Source organism: Rhizobium sp. BT04, assembly GCF_030053135.1.
GTDB lineage: Bacteria > Pseudomonadota > Alphaproteobacteria > Rhizobiales > Rhizobiaceae > Rhizobium > Rhizobium binxianense.
In genome coordinates, this window is the sequence record NZ_CP125653.1 from 428,794 (window position 1) to 443,445 (window position 14,652).

At 61.4% G+C, this 14,652-nt stretch carries 15 protein-coding genes and 1 pseudogene; 11 read left to right on the plus strand and 5 right to left on the minus strand.

Annotated elements, in window-relative coordinates; translation table 11 throughout:
• Window positions 1-82 precede the first annotated feature (82 nt).
• Window positions 83-961: an FkbM family methyltransferase gene (locus QMO82_RS33155; protein WP_183608892.1), complete on the minus strand. Its 879-nt coding sequence runs from the start codon at window positions 959-961 to the stop codon at window positions 83-85.
• On the minus strand, window positions 961-2,679 hold the full coding sequence (locus tag QMO82_RS33160) for an adenylate/guanylate cyclase domain-containing protein (protein ID WP_183608893.1): 1,719 nt from the start codon (window positions 2,677-2,679) through the stop codon (window positions 961-963). Before QMO82_RS33160 ends, QMO82_RS33155 begins: the two co-directional genes overlap by 1 nt.
• Before the next feature lie 180 nt (window positions 2,680-2,859).
• On the opposite strand from QMO82_RS33160, the gene QMO82_RS33165 reads away from it, so the two are divergent.
• Together QMO82_RS33165 and QMO82_RS33170 are read left to right on the plus strand one after the other, a co-directional pair.
• Window positions 2,860-3,954: a glycosyltransferase family 4 protein gene (locus QMO82_RS33165; protein ID WP_183610955.1), complete on the plus strand. Its 1,095-nt coding sequence runs from the start codon at window positions 2,860-2,862 to the stop codon at window positions 3,952-3,954.
• Window positions 3,951-4,700, plus strand: coding sequence for a polysaccharide deacetylase family protein (locus QMO82_RS33170; RefSeq protein WP_183610956.1), 750 nt, complete (start codon window positions 3,951-3,953; stop codon window positions 4,698-4,700). Before QMO82_RS33165 ends, QMO82_RS33170 begins: the two co-directional genes overlap by 4 nt.
• 11 nt (window positions 4,701-4,711) lie before the next feature.
• On the opposite strand, the gene QMO82_RS33175 is transcribed toward QMO82_RS33170, so the two are convergent.
• Entirely contained in the window at window positions 4,712-5,086 is a 375-nt protein-coding gene (locus QMO82_RS33175; RefSeq protein ID WP_183608894.1) for a GFA family protein, read from the minus strand.
• A 73-nt stretch (window positions 5,087-5,159) separates the two neighbouring features.
• Window positions 5,160-5,990 carry an MBL fold metallo-hydrolase gene (locus QMO82_RS33180; RefSeq protein WP_183608895.1) on the minus strand — a complete coding sequence of 277 codons (831 nt, stop codon included), beginning with the start codon at window positions 5,988-5,990 and terminating at the stop codon, window positions 5,160-5,162.
• A gap of 500 nt (window positions 5,991-6,490) precedes the next feature.
• On the opposite strand from QMO82_RS33180, the gene QMO82_RS33185 reads away from it, so the two are divergent.
• On the plus strand, window positions 6,491-7,159 hold the full coding sequence (locus QMO82_RS33185; protein ID WP_183608896.1) for a GntR family transcriptional regulator: 669 nt from the start codon (window positions 6,491-6,493) through the stop codon (window positions 7,157-7,159).
• Window positions 7,160-7,197: 38 nt separating this feature from the next.
• On the plus strand, window positions 7,198-7,872 hold the full coding sequence (locus tag QMO82_RS33190; RefSeq protein ID WP_183608897.1) for a GntR family transcriptional regulator: 675 nt from the start codon (window positions 7,198-7,200) through the stop codon (window positions 7,870-7,872).
• Between the two features lie 9 nt (window positions 7,873-7,881).
• Here QMO82_RS33190 and QMO82_RS33195 read toward each other — a convergent pair whose 3' ends face one another.
• Window positions 7,882-9,777 (minus strand): bifunctional sugar phosphate isomerase/epimerase/4-hydroxyphenylpyruvate dioxygenase family protein, encoded by a 1,896-nt coding sequence (locus tag QMO82_RS33195; protein ID WP_183608898.1) that lies wholly within the window; start codon window positions 9,775-9,777, stop codon window positions 7,882-7,884.
• 220 nt (window positions 9,778-9,997) lie between these two features.
• Between QMO82_RS33195 and QMO82_RS33200 the strand changes: the two genes are divergently transcribed.
• The 7 genes and pseudogenes from QMO82_RS33200 to QMO82_RS33230 all read left to right on the plus strand — a co-directional run bounded on the left by QMO82_RS33200 (window position 9,998) and on the right by QMO82_RS33230 (window position 14,606).
• Window positions 9,998-10,828, plus strand: coding sequence for a transporter substrate-binding domain-containing protein (locus QMO82_RS33200; RefSeq protein ID WP_097616498.1), 831 nt, complete (start codon window positions 9,998-10,000; stop codon window positions 10,826-10,828).
• 141 nt (window positions 10,829-10,969) lie between these two features.
• Window positions 10,970-11,419, plus strand: coding sequence for a type II 3-dehydroquinate dehydratase (locus QMO82_RS33205; protein WP_183608899.1), 450 nt, complete (start codon window positions 10,970-10,972; stop codon window positions 11,417-11,419).
• Window positions 11,416-12,084, plus strand: a complete 669-nt coding sequence (locus QMO82_RS33210; RefSeq protein ID WP_097616496.1) for an amino acid ABC transporter permease — start codon at window positions 11,416-11,418, stop codon at window positions 12,082-12,084. Before QMO82_RS33205 ends, QMO82_RS33210 begins: the two co-directional genes overlap by 4 nt.
• 10 nt (window positions 12,085-12,094) lie before the next feature.
• Window positions 12,095-12,736, plus strand: a complete 642-nt coding sequence (locus tag QMO82_RS33215; protein ID WP_183608900.1) for an amino acid ABC transporter permease — start codon at window positions 12,095-12,097, stop codon at window positions 12,734-12,736.
• Window positions 12,737-12,791: 55 nt separating this feature from the next.
• Window positions 12,792-13,556: an amino acid ABC transporter ATP-binding protein gene (locus QMO82_RS33220; RefSeq protein WP_272784226.1), complete on the plus strand. Its 765-nt coding sequence runs from the start codon at window positions 12,792-12,794 to the stop codon at window positions 13,554-13,556.
• Window positions 13,557-13,647: 91 nt separating this feature from the next.
• Window positions 13,648-13,779, plus strand: a pseudogene (locus QMO82_RS33225) (gfo/Idh/MocA family oxidoreductase); the annotation flags it as partial.
• Window positions 13,776-14,606 carry a shikimate dehydrogenase gene (locus QMO82_RS33230; protein WP_183608902.1) on the plus strand — a complete coding sequence of 277 codons (831 nt, stop codon included), beginning with the start codon at window positions 13,776-13,778 and terminating at the stop codon, window positions 14,604-14,606. The pseudogene QMO82_RS33225 and the gene QMO82_RS33230, both read left to right, overlap by 4 nt.
• Window positions 14,607-14,652: the final 46 nt, after the last annotated feature.

Here is a 14,652-nt window from a genome sequence, read left to right on the forward strand (position 1 = left end):
TGCGGCAGCACGATGCCAACGACGATCAGTTTTATCCTGCCTCATTTCCGCAAATGCCTGATGGTATTTTCCCGAAGCAAATCTAAGGCAAAAACAGCACGTTATACTGCTCAAACTCCCCCGGCAGGTCGCGGACTTTCATCTCCACCTCGCGGTCTTCGAACAGCACGAGGCAATCCTCGTAAAATCCCGACAGCATCGATATGAAGGCTTTCGTGCCCTCCGGCCCGTAGAAGAGCGGGGTGAACTCCATATGGAGCGGCACGCGGCGGGCAAGCAGTGGCTGCATCGAGCGGCAGGCGACCGGCTCGTAGCCTTCGATATCCATCCAGACCAGGCCGATCGAGGCGGGATCGACCGAGAGGCCGGCGAGGATCTCGGAGACCGGCTTCACCGGCACGCTGATCTTTTTGTCGGTCGGGCTCTGGCGGATGGCGCTGCTCTTGCCGTGATTGTTGAGGTTGAGGAAAAAGTCGATCTCGCCTTCGCTCTCGCCGGCGGCGCAATTGATGAGCCGAACCTTCTCCTCCAGCCGGTTCTGGCGGATGTTGAGGGCAAGCAGTGGGAAATTGCGCGGATCGGGCTCGATGCTGACGATCTGGGCGTACGTATCGCTCAACGCGAAATAGACGGTCTGGGTGCCGATATTGCCGCCGATCTCGAGCAGCGTCGCATCCTTTCTGAGCAGGCCGCGCTCGCGCAGGATGACGATCAGCCGGTCGACGGCCTCGCGCTCGAAATGACCCTTCCGGAAGACCTTGCGGCCGATATAGTCCGAAGGCGAGAAGGTCATCAGATGGTCGCCGGCGTCGACCGTCATCGAGACGACGCGCGGGCCGATATTCTCGATCAGCAGCCGGCGGCCGAAGCGGGTGTCGAAGAAACGCGAAGCGGCTCTGTTGCGCGCCTTGCGCAGGCGGCGGCTCCAGTATTTGGCGGTCAGCCAGGGCTTGCCGGGCATCAGTCTTTTCCTTCGAGCGGTTCTGCCGCTTTCTCTCTCGGAATGACGTAGACTTTCAAGGGCAGGGCCCGGCCGCGCACGCTGATTTCACGGCTTTCGATGCCGGAGAGATCGGCGCCGGAGAGGTTCGCCACCGGTTCGGAGATGACGATCGCCGCCTCGAACTCCTTGGCGGCACTTTCCAGCCGGCTCGCGACGTTGACGGTATCGCCGATCGCCGTCATGCTGCGCACCCGCCCATAGCCCATCGTGCCGACGACGGCGGGGCCGGTGTGAATGCCGATCGCGATGCGCAGCGGCAGCGCCAGCTCGTCGGCCAGTTCGGCGGCGAGTTTCTCGATCTCGGCAACGATCGCCGCAGCGGCCGTGAGCGCCTCGCGGCAGGCTTGCTCCGGCGCGGTGTTGAGGCCGAAGAGCGCCATGGCGCCGTCGCCGACGAACTTGTCGAGCCGCCCGCCCGCCTGTTCCACAGCCTTGCCGATGATGGCGAAATAGCGGTTCAGCAGGAAGACGACGTCGAAGGGCAGGCGGGTTTCCGTCAGCGTGGTGAAATGGCGGATATCCACGAAGAGCACAGCGATCTCGCGCTCGCGGCCGGGGCTGGTCTCCTGGCTGTTGGCCGGAAGGGCCGCTTCGAGCGCCGGCACGAGCAGCGGCGCGACCGCGACATCGCGGTTGGGGCGAAGCTGGCAGGCAAGCCGGACATCCGGACCGGCATCGATGCGCTTTAGCGTTGTCTGTTCCATCTTGTCGGGGTGCGGCAGGCTTTCGTAATCGCCAAGGATCTGCACCCGGCAGGTGGAGCACTGGCCCTTGCCGCCGCAGACGGCGTAATGCGGCAGGCCGCCGAGCCGGCTTGCCTCCAGCACCGAGAAGCCGCGCGGCACGCGGATCACCTCGCCGCCCGGATAATGCACGGCGACCTGGTCGAGCCGCTCCTTCAGCTTGCGCCGGGCGCGGGCGACGACGACGATCAGCAGCGAGGCCGAGAAGGCGCCGTAGAGCCCGGCGCGGATCATGGCGACCTGACGGTGAACCTCCGGATTGGAGATGTAATGGGTGTTGACGCCCTCCTTGTAGGCGCTGATCGTCATGGCCTGCTGGTAGGAGGGGTCGGCGAGCGTGCGGCCCATTTCGACGAAACCGAGCAGCGAAAGCACCGGTACCAGGATCGCCAGCGCCAGCAGCAGGGGCGCAAAGTCAGGGTACCAGGAGCGGTAGCGCAGCCAGAAATGAATGCCGATGCAGCCGTGGATCCAGACGGCGACAACAGCGAAGCCCTGCCGCAGGCCGTTCGTCGGGTTCCTGATCCAGAGCATACTGACGACCGCCTCGTAGTCATCGATATAGCCGTAGAGCTCGTGGGCGATGCGCGTGCCGATGACATGATCGAGGAGCAGCAGCGGAATCATCAAGCCGAGCACGATCTGCGCCATTTCGCCCTTCGGCATGACGAGGCTGCGTCTGACATAGATGGCGCGCAGCACCAGTGCGATATGGATCAGAACCGACGCATAGAAGACGGTCGTCCCCACAGAATTGCGCCAGATCGCCAGAAAGAGGCGGGCGGCTTTATCGGCGGCGGAGACTGAAATCAGGCCGATCGCATGGTTCGACAAATGCATCAGAACGAAGATGAAAATGACGAGGCCGGAACCAAGCCTTGCCCTTCTGATCGAGCGCTCCGAAAATATCCCTGTGGCCGAGACCGTCGTCATTCATTCCCGTTCTTGTCGATGCAACCGCAGGCCCATAGAGATTGAGAAAGAGGCGGAATTGCTTCCATCGCGATCACATTCCATATGCTTATGCGCAAGTTTTAGGGAAATGGACAATAGCGGAGTTTCGCCAACGGGCATGCCGAGTGGAAACAGTGTGTCCTTACGTGAGGGTTGTGAATGCGGGTGGCTTTCTACGCGCCGATGAAATCGCCGAACCATCCGGTGCCGTCAGGTGACCGGTTGATGGCGCGGCTGTTGATCCGGGCGCTGGAGCTTGCCGGGCATGAGGTCGATATCGTTTCCGAATTCCGCGCCTATGCCGCGACGCCGGAGGCGGCGGCCGAACTCGAACCCGCCATCCGCGCCGAACTGCAGCGGTTGCGGGAGAAATGGACGTCCGGGCCGCGACCCGAACTCTGGTTCTGCTACCATCCCTATTACAAATCGCCCGACCCTTTCGGGCCGGTGATATCAGCCGAATTCGCCATTCCCTATGTGACGGCCGAAGCCTCATATGCGGCAAAGCGCGACAGGACCGGCTGGGCGGCTCAACAGAAGCGCGTCGGCGAAGCGATCATGCAGGCGGCGGTCAATATCAGCTTCACCGATCGTGACCGGGCAGGTCTTTCCGCCGCCTTTCCACAGGCGCGGCTTGCCGGCCTGAAACCCTTCATCGACACGACGCTGTTCGAGGGGCTGTCGCCGACGCCGGATCCGCGCCGGCTGATGACGGTGGCGATGATGCGGGCCGGCGACAAGATGCAAAGCTATGCGATGCTAGCGAAAGCATTGCGGCTGATCGAAGACCGGCCGTGGACCCTTGCCGTCATCGGCGATGGCCCGATGCGCCATGAGGTGCAGGCGCTGTTTGCCGGTTTCCCCACGGGCCGCATCGAATGGCTGGGCGAGCGGGATGGGGCTGAGATCGCCGGCTTGCTCGGCGGCGGCGGCCTCTATGTCTGGCCGGGCTGCGGCGAAGCTTACGGCCTTGCCTATCTGGAGGCCCAGGCCGCCGGCCTGCCTGTCGTGGCGCAGGCAACGGCGGGCGTGCCCGCGGTGGTCGAGGCCGAGGTGACCGGCCTGCTGACGCCCGATGGCGATGTTGCCGCCTATGCCGGGGCCGTGGCGGCCTTGCTTGACGACCGAGCGCGGCGAGAGGCGATGGGGCAGGCAGCGCGGCGCTTCGTGCTCGACGAGCGCTCGCTGCCGATGGCAGCTGCGCGGCTGGACGGAATTTTGCGGGACTATGCGGCAACAGGAGCGATGCGATGACCGATGGGACGAGCTGGGAGCCGCTGCACCGCGAGCTCGACCGCTGGCAGGCCGCCGGCCGCGCGGCGCGGTTCTGGCTGCGCGACGACGATGCCATCGAGCCGACGCCTGATCTGGAGACGCTGCTGGCGCTGGCGGGTGAAAGCCAGGTTCCGCTGATGCTCGCCGTCATTCCCGGCCTGACCGGCGAGGCTTTGGCGGCGCGGCTCGCGGAGGACGCAGGCGTCACCGTCGCCGTGCACGGCTGGTCGCATACGAACCATGCGGGGCCGGAACGGAAGAAGCAGGAACTCGGCGGCGAGCGGCCGGCCGACGTCGTGCTCGGCGAGCTGCGGGAAGGCTTCCAGCGGCTTGAGCGGCTGTATCCGGCCCGCTTCCAGCCGGTGCTGGTGCCGCCGTGGAACCGCATCGACGCGGCCCTCATCCCGGCGCTGCCGGGCCTCGGATTTGCGGCACTTTCGGTCTATGGGCGGGCAAAGGGCGGCCCGATGCCGCTGCTCAACACCCATGTCGACATCATCGACTGGCACGGCACGCGCGGCGGACGCAGCGAGGCCGAGCTGGTGGCCGAACTGGTGGCGGAACTCAGCGACCGCTTTGCCGGCAGCGAGGAGCCCATCGGCATACTCACCCACCATCTGGTGCATGACACGGCCGCATGGGATTTCCTGTCGGGCCTGTTTGCGGTGACGGCTCGGCATCCTGCCGTCCGCTGGTCGCCGGCGACGGCACTGCTGCAAGCTTAGGCGGCCGCGGATCACCTTCGGTCTTCCTCATACTGCTCGGCGCCCTCCACCGGCCGCAGCCACGGTTCGCGGCGCTTGATCCAGAGTTCGTAGCGCGGCACCAGCGGCGTCGGGGCCTCGGACAGGATGCCGAGTTTGATTTCCGCCTCTTCATCGTCGACGGAAAACAGCCGCGAACCACAGCCGGTGCAGAAATGCCGGCCTTGGAACTCGCCGGTTTGCCCAGAATGTTCAAATTGGCCGGCGGACCAGATCCCGTAAAAGGTAAAGGCCGAACCGCTTTCCTTCCTGCAGTCGGTGCAATGGCAGATTCCAACGCGCAAAGCTTCGCCTCGAACGGAAATCTGCACCTGCCCGCAAAGACACTTTCCGGAAAGCACGGTCATGGCTGATACCTGTTTCGTTGATTTTGCGCTGCCGAGGAAACGGCCTGGCCGAGCATCCGTTCCGCAGCAGCCGCTAGATCACCACGATCTGGTTGTCGCGGGCGGCAAAAGATTCGGGGAAGGCGGCCTGCGCCTGCGCTTCCATCTCGGCCAGCTGTTCGTCGGTGCGGGAGGGTGCGTGGTGGAACAGGGCGAAGCGTTTGGCGCCGGCCATCTTTGCCAGCTCGGTGCCGTGCTGCCAGGTCGAATGGCCGAAGCCCTTGAAACGCTGCATCTCGTCTTCATTGTAGGTGCAGTCGTAGACGACGAGATCGGCGCCCTGCATCATTTCCAGCGAGACCGGATCGTGGCTGCCCGGAATATGCTCGATGTCGTAGATCAGAGCGACCGAACGGCCCTGCCACTCGATGCGGTAGCCGATGGCGCCGCCTGGATGGTTCAGCATGAAGGTCTTGATCGTGATGCCCTGATAGGGCGTCAGCGCCTGACCGGGATGGAAATCGCGGAAATTCATCGTCGCCTGGCAGATGTCGGTCTTGACGGGAAACCAGGGCGGGCTGATGAACTGCTCGACCATTTCCCGCGTGCTCATCTTGCCGTCGAGATGGCCCGACCAGATGTTGACGTTGATCGAGGGATAATAGATCGCCTTGAAGAACGGCAGGCCGATGATGTGGTCGTAGTGGCAGTGGCTGAAGAACAGGTCGACATCGCTGACGCCGTCGGCGAGCAATGATAAGCCCGCCTCGCGCAGGCCGGAGCCCGCGTCGAAGATCATCCGGTGTTTTCCGCAGCGAATTTCGATGCAGGACGTGTTACCGCCGTAGCGGTCGAACTCGGGGCCGGATACGGGAATACTGCCGCGGACGCCCCAAAATTTTACCTGAAACAGTTCTGTCGTCATCTTTCTTCAAACCGGCCTTCCCGCATCGCCATCGTAATCATAGTTTATCCCGATGCGAAGCAGCAGAATTCCACGGGTTTGCCTGTGTCCCCTTTCCTTCTCCTAACCGCTAGCGGAAGAAGGAGTAGATTTTCCTAAGCAATCGGCTTTCGCTTCGGAAAGCAACCCAGTATGGTTGGTTTTCGGTAAACGGGCTGCTGGGATGGGACATTTTCCCGTAACTCATGCCTATTAGATGGTTGCGCGCGATTGAAAAAACAATTGCCGCCGTTCCATGGCCGAATCCCCTTGTGAAGCCGGTGGCAGCAAAGCTCGCTACGACAGCCCGAAAGGCAGCGCACGCGTCGGCGCGGCGTCGGCGGATGTCTCATCCGGCTCCAATACCGGCAGAAATCGGTATCCTATGAGAAAATTATGCTCGTTCCGACAGGAATGTTTCCTTGCTTGGCGTTGCCGAAAAGCGATATATCCGAGGATATAGGAAATATACGAGACTTCTGATGCTGCAGCCTGTTGTGAACGAGACCATTGCCGAGAGCAGCTACAGGCGCATTCGGGCCGACATCATTTTCGGGCGGCTGTCGCCCGGACAAAAATTGAAGCTGGACAGCCTGAAGGAGTCCTACGAGACCAGCATCAGCACCCTCCGAGAGGTGCTGAACCGGCTCTCCTCCGAAGGGCTTGTCGTTGCCGAGGGGCAAAAAGGCTTCGAGGTTTCTCCGGTGTCGGTGTCCGACCTCAAGGAGACGGCGGCGATGAGACTGCTGCTCGAGACCCATGCCTTGGAGCAGTCATTCGCCTATGGAGACGTCGAATGGGAGGCGCCGCTGGTCTCGGCCCATTATAAATTGGCGCGGATGGAGCAGGTCATGGCGACCGGCGATACCAGCCGGGCTGAGGACTGGAAGCGCTACGACTGGGAGTTCCACCAGGCCTTGATATCCGCCTGCGGCTCGAAACTGCTGATGGAAACGCACTCGGCGATCTTCGACAGATATCTCAGATATCAGATGGTTGCCTTGTCCTACCGCGGCGACGTCGCCGCCAACGAACACCAACAGCTTTTGGACGCGGCGCTGCGACGTGATGCCGAGACGGCCAAACGGGTGCTCGCCTTGCATATTCAAGGCGGGGTCGAGCATGCCTTGGCGCGCGGGACTTTGAAGTAGCACCACAGAGAATGCATCTCGGCAAACCAGGGAACGCCATGCTCAAACAAGTCCATGACCCGGCTGAAACAGTCAGCGACGTCGTTTTCCGGCAGATCCGCGAGGACATTATTTCCGGGATTTTGCCGCCGGGGGCCAAGATCAAGCTGGAGCAGGCCAAGGAGCGCTACTCGATCGGCATTTCGTCGCTGCGCGAAATTCTGAGCCGGCTGACCACGGAGAACCTCGTCGTCGCCGAAGGGCAGCGTGGTTTCGAAGTCAGCCCGGCTTCGCGGCGGGAGCTGCTGGAGCTTGCCGACCTGAGGATCGTTCTCGAAACGCATGCGATCGGCCTTGCCTTCGCGGCGGGAAATCTCGAATGGGAAGGGCGCATCGTCGCTGCCCATCACCGGCTGGCTGCCGCCGAGCGCAAGCTGCTGGCGGGCGACGTCTCGCGCACAGTCGACTGGGTCCGCTACGATTGGGAGTTCCATCAGGCGATCGTCTCGGCCTGCAATTCGGCGACGCTGATGGCGACGCTGTCCTCCGTCTTCGACCGCTTTCTGCGGTATCACATGCTGGCCGAAAGCTTTCGCGGCAAGCCTGTCGTCGACGACCACAGGCTTTTGTTCGAGCTGTCCATTCGCCGTGACGTCGCGGGCGCGACCGAGGTGGTCAGAAGGCACGTTCAAAGCGGCGTCGAACATGTCCTCAAAAGCGGCCGAATTCTTTAGAAACAGAGTTCAATAGCCGTCCTTGGGAATGCCTTCCGGACGCATCTGCCTTTTCAGCGCGGCGATCCGGAAAATCGCATTCGGCGCGCCATATCCGCGATAGCCGCGCCGCTCGACGATCTCGAAAAAGAACCCCTCTCCATATGTGCCGCTGTAGAGCTGGAAATATTCGCCATGCTCGTCGCGGTCATAGAGGATGTTCTCCGCTTTCAGCCGCTCGGCCAGGACGGGATCGAGCCCGAAGCGTGCTTCGACGTCGTCGTAGTAGTTCGGCGAGATGTGCAGGGGCCTGAAACCGCAGGCCCGAAGTTTTTCAGAGGTTGCAAAGATGTCATCGGTTGAAAATGCCAGGTGCTGGATACCGGCCCCGAACTTCTCGGCAATGAAATGTCCGGCCAGGGTGCGGCGATTTTCGGCGCCGTTCATGGTGATGCGCAGCGCCCCCGACCGATTCTCGACGACTTGACTGCGCACCACCCCGGCTGGATCGATGATGTCGACCATCGGCGTCTTATGCGTCTCGAAGATCGACGTGTAGAACAGAAGCCAGGTGAGCATTTCATCGTAGCCCACCGTCTGGGCGACATGATCGACGCGCAGAAGACCGGCGGACGCCGTGTCGGTCTGGTCGGCGACCGGCCGGAAGTCGATTTCGGAAAAGCGGCCCAAGGCGCTCTTGTCGTCGATGAGATAGACGATGCCGCCACCCACACCCCGAATCGCCGGCAGCTCAAGCTCACCCTCCGCGACAGGCTGGACGAAGGGCTCGGCATCCAGGGTAAGGGCGCGTGCATATGCTTTTGCCGCATCGTCGACGACGAGTGCCATGGCATAGGCAAACGTGCCGTGAACGGCATAGGCGGCGTTGGCGAACCCTGCCTGATCGACATTGACGAGGATCCGGATCTCGCCCTGCTCGAACAGAGAGACTTTCTTCGTGCGGTGGACGGCGGTCTGTTTGAATCCGAGGGTGCGCAGCAATGCCACCAGCTCGACTTCATCCTGTTCGTCGGTGGCAAACTCGACGAAGCCGACACCTTCGACGGCGGCTCGTTCCGGCATCGCCGCCCCAGCCATGCTCTCGGTGCCGAGATGGCGCCGCACCTGATCGCCGAGATAGATCAGCGAACGGTGGCCATCGGCGGCGATCGCACGCGACAAACCGCCTCGAAACTGGTCGTTGAAAATCTCCAGGGAGAAATACCCGTCGTAACCTGTGGCCGCGACGGCTTCGGTGAACGCCGTGACGGGAAGGTCGCCTTCGCCCGGCATGTTCCGGAAGTGGCGGCTCCAATAGAGCAGGTCCATGTCGATATCAGGCGCATCGGCAAGCTGGACGATGAAGATCTTCTCTTTGGGAATCGAGCGGATGGAATTGACGTCGATCTTGCGTGACAAAGTGTGGAAGCTGTCGAGGATAAGGCCGACATTCGGATGATCGGCGCGCCGCACGATCTCCCAGGCGTCGCGGTGGTCGCTGATATGGCGACCCCAGGCGAGCGCCTCGTAGCCGACGCGCAGTCCACGCCGGGCGGCACGCTCGCCGAGTTCCCGGAAATCTGCCGCTGCCCGATCGATACCGCCGATGGCTGCCGGCGAGACATTGGAGCAGACGAGCACCAGATCCGTTCCAAGCTGCTGCATCACGTCGAACTTTCGTTCGGCGCGATCAAAGGTGCGGCTTCGCAGCGGCTCCGGCATGCCCTCGAAATCACGAAATGGCTGAAACAGGGTGATCTCCAGACCATGGTCGCGGACGAGTTTTCCGACATCGGCCGGGCTTCCGTCAAACGCCAGGAAATCATTTTCGAAGATCTCGACGCCGTCGAAGCCGGCTCGGGCGATCGCCTCGAGCTTTTCCGGGAGTTCGCCGCTGATCGTCACAGTCGCAATCGAGGTCTTCATATCAAAGCCCTTTCGGTATCCACACCGCAAACCACGGGAACATCGTCTCACTTATTATTACAAATGTCGTGAGAAATTAAAATAGCTCGGCGTATCATAAATTCTCAGATGATTTTGAAAAACTATGTTGATTTGGCCGACCTTCTCTGGCAATCATGTCTCCACAGTCAAAGGTGAGGTGGCTGTCCGGTCCATCGACCGTCAAAGGAGGAGGAATTCCATGTTCAAATCTATGCTAACGCGCCGCAATGCGATGCTCGGAGCCGCAGCCCTGGTGGCTGCCGTCACTTTGGCGCAACCGGCCGCCGCCGTGACGCCTGATGAAATCAAGGCTCGCGGCAAAATCATCGTCGGAATTCAGGGTGACAATCCGCCTTGGGGCTTTGTGACCAGCGGCGGCAAGCAGGACGGCCTCGACGCCGACATCGCAACGCTGTTCGCCAAAGAATTGGGTGTTTCCGTCGAATTCGTACCGCTTGAAGTCAACAACCGCATTCCGGCACTCACGGCCGGCCGCGTCGACGTTCTCTTCGCGACGATGGCCATGCTGCCGGATCGCGCCAAGGCCGTGCAGTTCAGCAAGCCCTATGTTGCCAATGCCATCGTTCTGATCGGCCCCAAATCGGCTGAGATCAAGACGAATGCCGATATGGCCAAGTTCACGGTCGGCGTCGCCAAAGGTGCCGCTCAGGACACGCAGGTCACCAAGAACGCGCCGGCGAACACCACCATCCGGCGTTATGACGGCGACGCCGCCAGCGTCCAGGCTCTCGTTTCCGGCCAGGTCGATACGCTAGGCGGCAACATCTTCTATATGGACCGGGTCGAGAAGGCGCGTCCGGGCGAATTCGAAAACAAGCTCGAATTCCAGAAGCTCTACAACGGTGCCTGCACGCGTCTCGGCGAGAAGGAAATCAATGCGGCGCTGAATAGCTTCATCGACAAGATCAAGGCAAATGGCGAGCTCAAGAAAGTCTACGACAAGTGGATGAAGGTCCCGGTGCCGGAATTCCCGGAAACGCTGGAAGGCATTCCCTTCGCGGCGCACTGACATCGTTTCTTCCGTCATCCTCGGGACAGCCCGAGGATGACGTCGGGAGGGGCGTGAGCGTCTCGCCGAACAAGACGGGCATGCCGATGCCCGTCAACGCAATCGCTATGCTTAAGGCTACGCCCGTTTGAGGTGCGCGACATGACCAGAACCATCTTTGTGCTCAACGGACCGAACCTCAACCTGCTCGGTGAGCGCGAGCCCGCCATCTACGGCTCGGCGACGCTGGCCGATATCAGGGACAATTGCCTCGCAAAGGCGGAGAGCCTTGGCTTTGCCATCGACTTCCGCCAGACCAATTTCGAGGGCGAGCTGGTGGAAAGTGTGCATCAGGCCCGCAAAGCGGCCTGCGGCATCATCATCAATCCGGCCGGCTATACCTTCACCTCGATCGCTCTTCTCGATGCGCTGAAAACCTTCGATCCGCCGAAGATCGAGCTGCATATTTCCAACGTGCATGCCCGCGAGGAGATCTATCACAAATCCCTCGTCTCGCGCGTCGCCACCGCCATCATGATCGGCTTCGGCCCCCGCGGTTATGAACTCGCCATAGAAGCAATGGCCGGCATGGTGGGAGCAGCGAAGGCATGAACTACAAGTTGGATTTCACCCCGGTCATAGATGGGCTGCCGAGCCTCCTGCTCGGCTGTCTCGGGACATTCTTACTTGCCATTTGCGGGATGCTGCTGGCGATCGTCATCGGAATTGGCGGGGTTGCCCTGCGTGACTCCGCATTCAAGCCGGCGCGCTGGCTGGTCATCGCCTTTGTCGAGTTGATCCGCAACACGCCGTTTCTCGTCCAGATCTTCTTCATCTACTTCGCGCTTCCGCTCACCGGCATCAGGCTCGATCCAACGCCGACGGCGATCATCGCGCTCGGCATCAATGGCGGCGCCTACGCCATCGAGATCATTCGCGGCGGCGTCCAGTCGATCCCGAAGGGGCAGATGGAAGCGGGCCTCGCCCTTGGCCTGCACAAGGCGCAGGTCTTCCGGCTGATCATCCTCAAGCCGGCATTGCGGGCGATCTATCCGTCTCTGACCAGCCAGTTCGTGCTGTTGACGCTGACCACCAGCATTGCATCGGCGATCTCGGCCTATGAGCTGACCTCGGTTTCCCAGCGGATCGAATCGGAGAGCTTCCGCAGTTTCGAGGTCTACTTCACGGTCACGGTTTTTTATTTCGTGATTTCCTGGCTGATGATGCGCCTGTTTGCGCTGTTTTCGGCCCGCTACTTCAAATATCCGGTCAAGTAGGAGGAATTCCATGGGTCACGATGAGTTCGTTTTCCTCCTGATCGGCCTGAAATGGACGGTGGTCCTGTCCGCCGTCGGCTTTGTCTGCGGCTGTATTGCCGGTCTCGGCGTCGCTCTTGCCCGCGTCTCCGGCAATCCGCTGCTGGAACGCGTGACATCAGGCTACATCGCCGTCTTCCAGGGAACGCCGCTTCTGATGCAGCTTTTCGTCGTCTATTACGGCCTCGCTTTGGTGGGCTTGATGCTCGATGCCTGGGTGGCCGTCGCCATCGGACTGACGCTGCATGCCAGCGCCTATCTCGGCGAAATCTGGCGCGGATCGATCGAAGCGGTCCCGCGCGGCCAGACGGAAGCAGCAAAGGCGTTGAGCCTCCGTTACATCTCCCGCATGAAGGACGTCATCCTGCCGCAGGCGCTGCGCATCTCGCTGCCGGCCACGGTCGGTTTCCTCGTGCAATTGATCAAAGGCACCTCGCTGGCGTCGATCGTCGGCTTCACCGAGCTGACGCGGGCCGGCAACATCATCTCCAATCAGATCTTCCAGCCGCTGACGGTCTTCGGCATCGTCGGCATTCTGTATTTCCTGATGTGCTGCCCGCTGACGATTCTCGGTGCGCGCCTCGAGCGAAAGTTCGCCGCCTCTGCGCGCTGATCCGCATCCCTTGTTCTTCGATGCGGCCTTGGCCGCCAATCCTGGAGTTCCACCGATGACCAGTCCCATTTCTGCCCGAGCCGGAGACCCCATGATCACCATGGCGCAGGTGGAAAAGTGGTACGGCTCGTTTCAAGCCCTTCACGACATCAACATGACGGTTCGCAGCGGCGAAAGGATCGTCCTATGTGGCCCTTCCGGCAGCGGCAAGTCGACGCTCATTCGCTGTATCAACCATCTCGAGACTTATCAGAAAGGGGAAATCCGGGTCGGCGGCATCGTTCTGAGCGACCAGGCCAAGACCATCGATGCGATCCGCCGCGAGGTCGGCATGGTCTTCCAGCAGTTCAATCTGTTTCCGCATCTGACCGTGCTGCAGAACTGCATGTTGGCGCCGATGAAGGCGATCGGCGTCGGCAGGGCGGAAGCCGAGGAACGCGCCCGCGGGCTGCTCGAGCGGGTCAAGATCCAGGAGCAGGCCGACAAATACCCGGTCCAACTTTCCGGCGGCCAGCAGCAGCGCGTCGCCATTGCCCGGGCGCTCTGCATGCGGCCGAAAGTGATGCTGTTCGACGAACCGACGTCGGCGCTCGACCCGGAGATGGTCAAGGAGGTGCTGGATACGATGATCGCGCTGGCCGATGAGGGCATGACGATGATCTGCGTCACCCACGAAATGGGCTTTGCCCGCCAAGTCGCCGACCGGGTGATCTTCATGGCCAGCGGCGCGATCGTCGAAGAAGCCCCGCCTGCCGAATTCTTCACCAACCCACGGCACGAGCGAACCCGAAAATTTCTCGGAGAAATCCTGCGGAAGTAAGCCGTTTCAACGCCGATCAACCATCAAATCTCGCCCATTATCGGAGCCGATCATGAAGCCGCTGGAAATTGCAGTCATGGGAGCCGGCCTGATCGGCAGACGCGATGCCACGCCTCTCGTCAGCGGGCGAGAGGGTCTCGCCACCCTCAGGGTCGTCGAAGCGATGAAGAGATCTGCAAGTGCGGGGAAGATGATCCACCTCTCTGAAAGTCTAGCCACATGATCACCGGGACGACCAAACTCATCGCCCATCTCGGCTATCCCACCGAGTCCTTCAAGGCGCCTCTGATCTACAATCCGTATTTCGAAGAGACCGGGATTGACGCGGTCGTCGTGCCGATGGGCTGCAGGCCGGAGGATTATCCCGCCTTCTTGAAGCTTTGTTTCCGGCTCTCCAATATTCACGGCGCGCTGATCACGATGCCGCACAAGATTTCGACGATGGCGCTGCTCGACCAAGCATCGACCAACGCCAAAGTCGCGGGTTCGTGCAATGCGGTGCGTCTCGGTTCGGACGGCAGGCTGATCGGCGATATGTTCGACGGCGAGGGCTTCGTTCGCGGCGTTCTGCGCAAGGGCAAGAAGGTCGAAGGCGCTCACGCGCTCGTCGTTGGTGCCGGCGGTGTCGGCTCGGCGATCGCCGCGTCGCTGGCGCAGGCTGGTGTAGCCCATCTGGCGATCTTCGACGCCAATGCGACGACCGCGACCGCGCTGCTCGACCGGCTGAAGACATATTATCCGCAGCTGAAGGTCACGATCGGCTCTGTCGATCCGGCCGGTTTCGACATTGTCGTCAACGCCACACCGCTTGGCATGCGGCGGAACGATCCTCTGCCCATCGACGTCGAGCGCATTTCCCCATCGACCTTTGTCGGCGAAGTCGTGATGAGCAGGGAGATCACCCCTTTTCTCGAAGCCGTGCGGGCTCGGGGCTGCGCCTTTCAAGTCGGCACGGATATGTTGTTCGAACAAATCCCGGCCTATCTCGAATTCTTCGAATTCCCGACAACGACGGCCGACAATTTGCGTGCAATCGCCAAGCTCGGGTAATGCTCGTATCGCCCGAAGTAAAAGCGCCCGGAGCGGATCTGAAAGA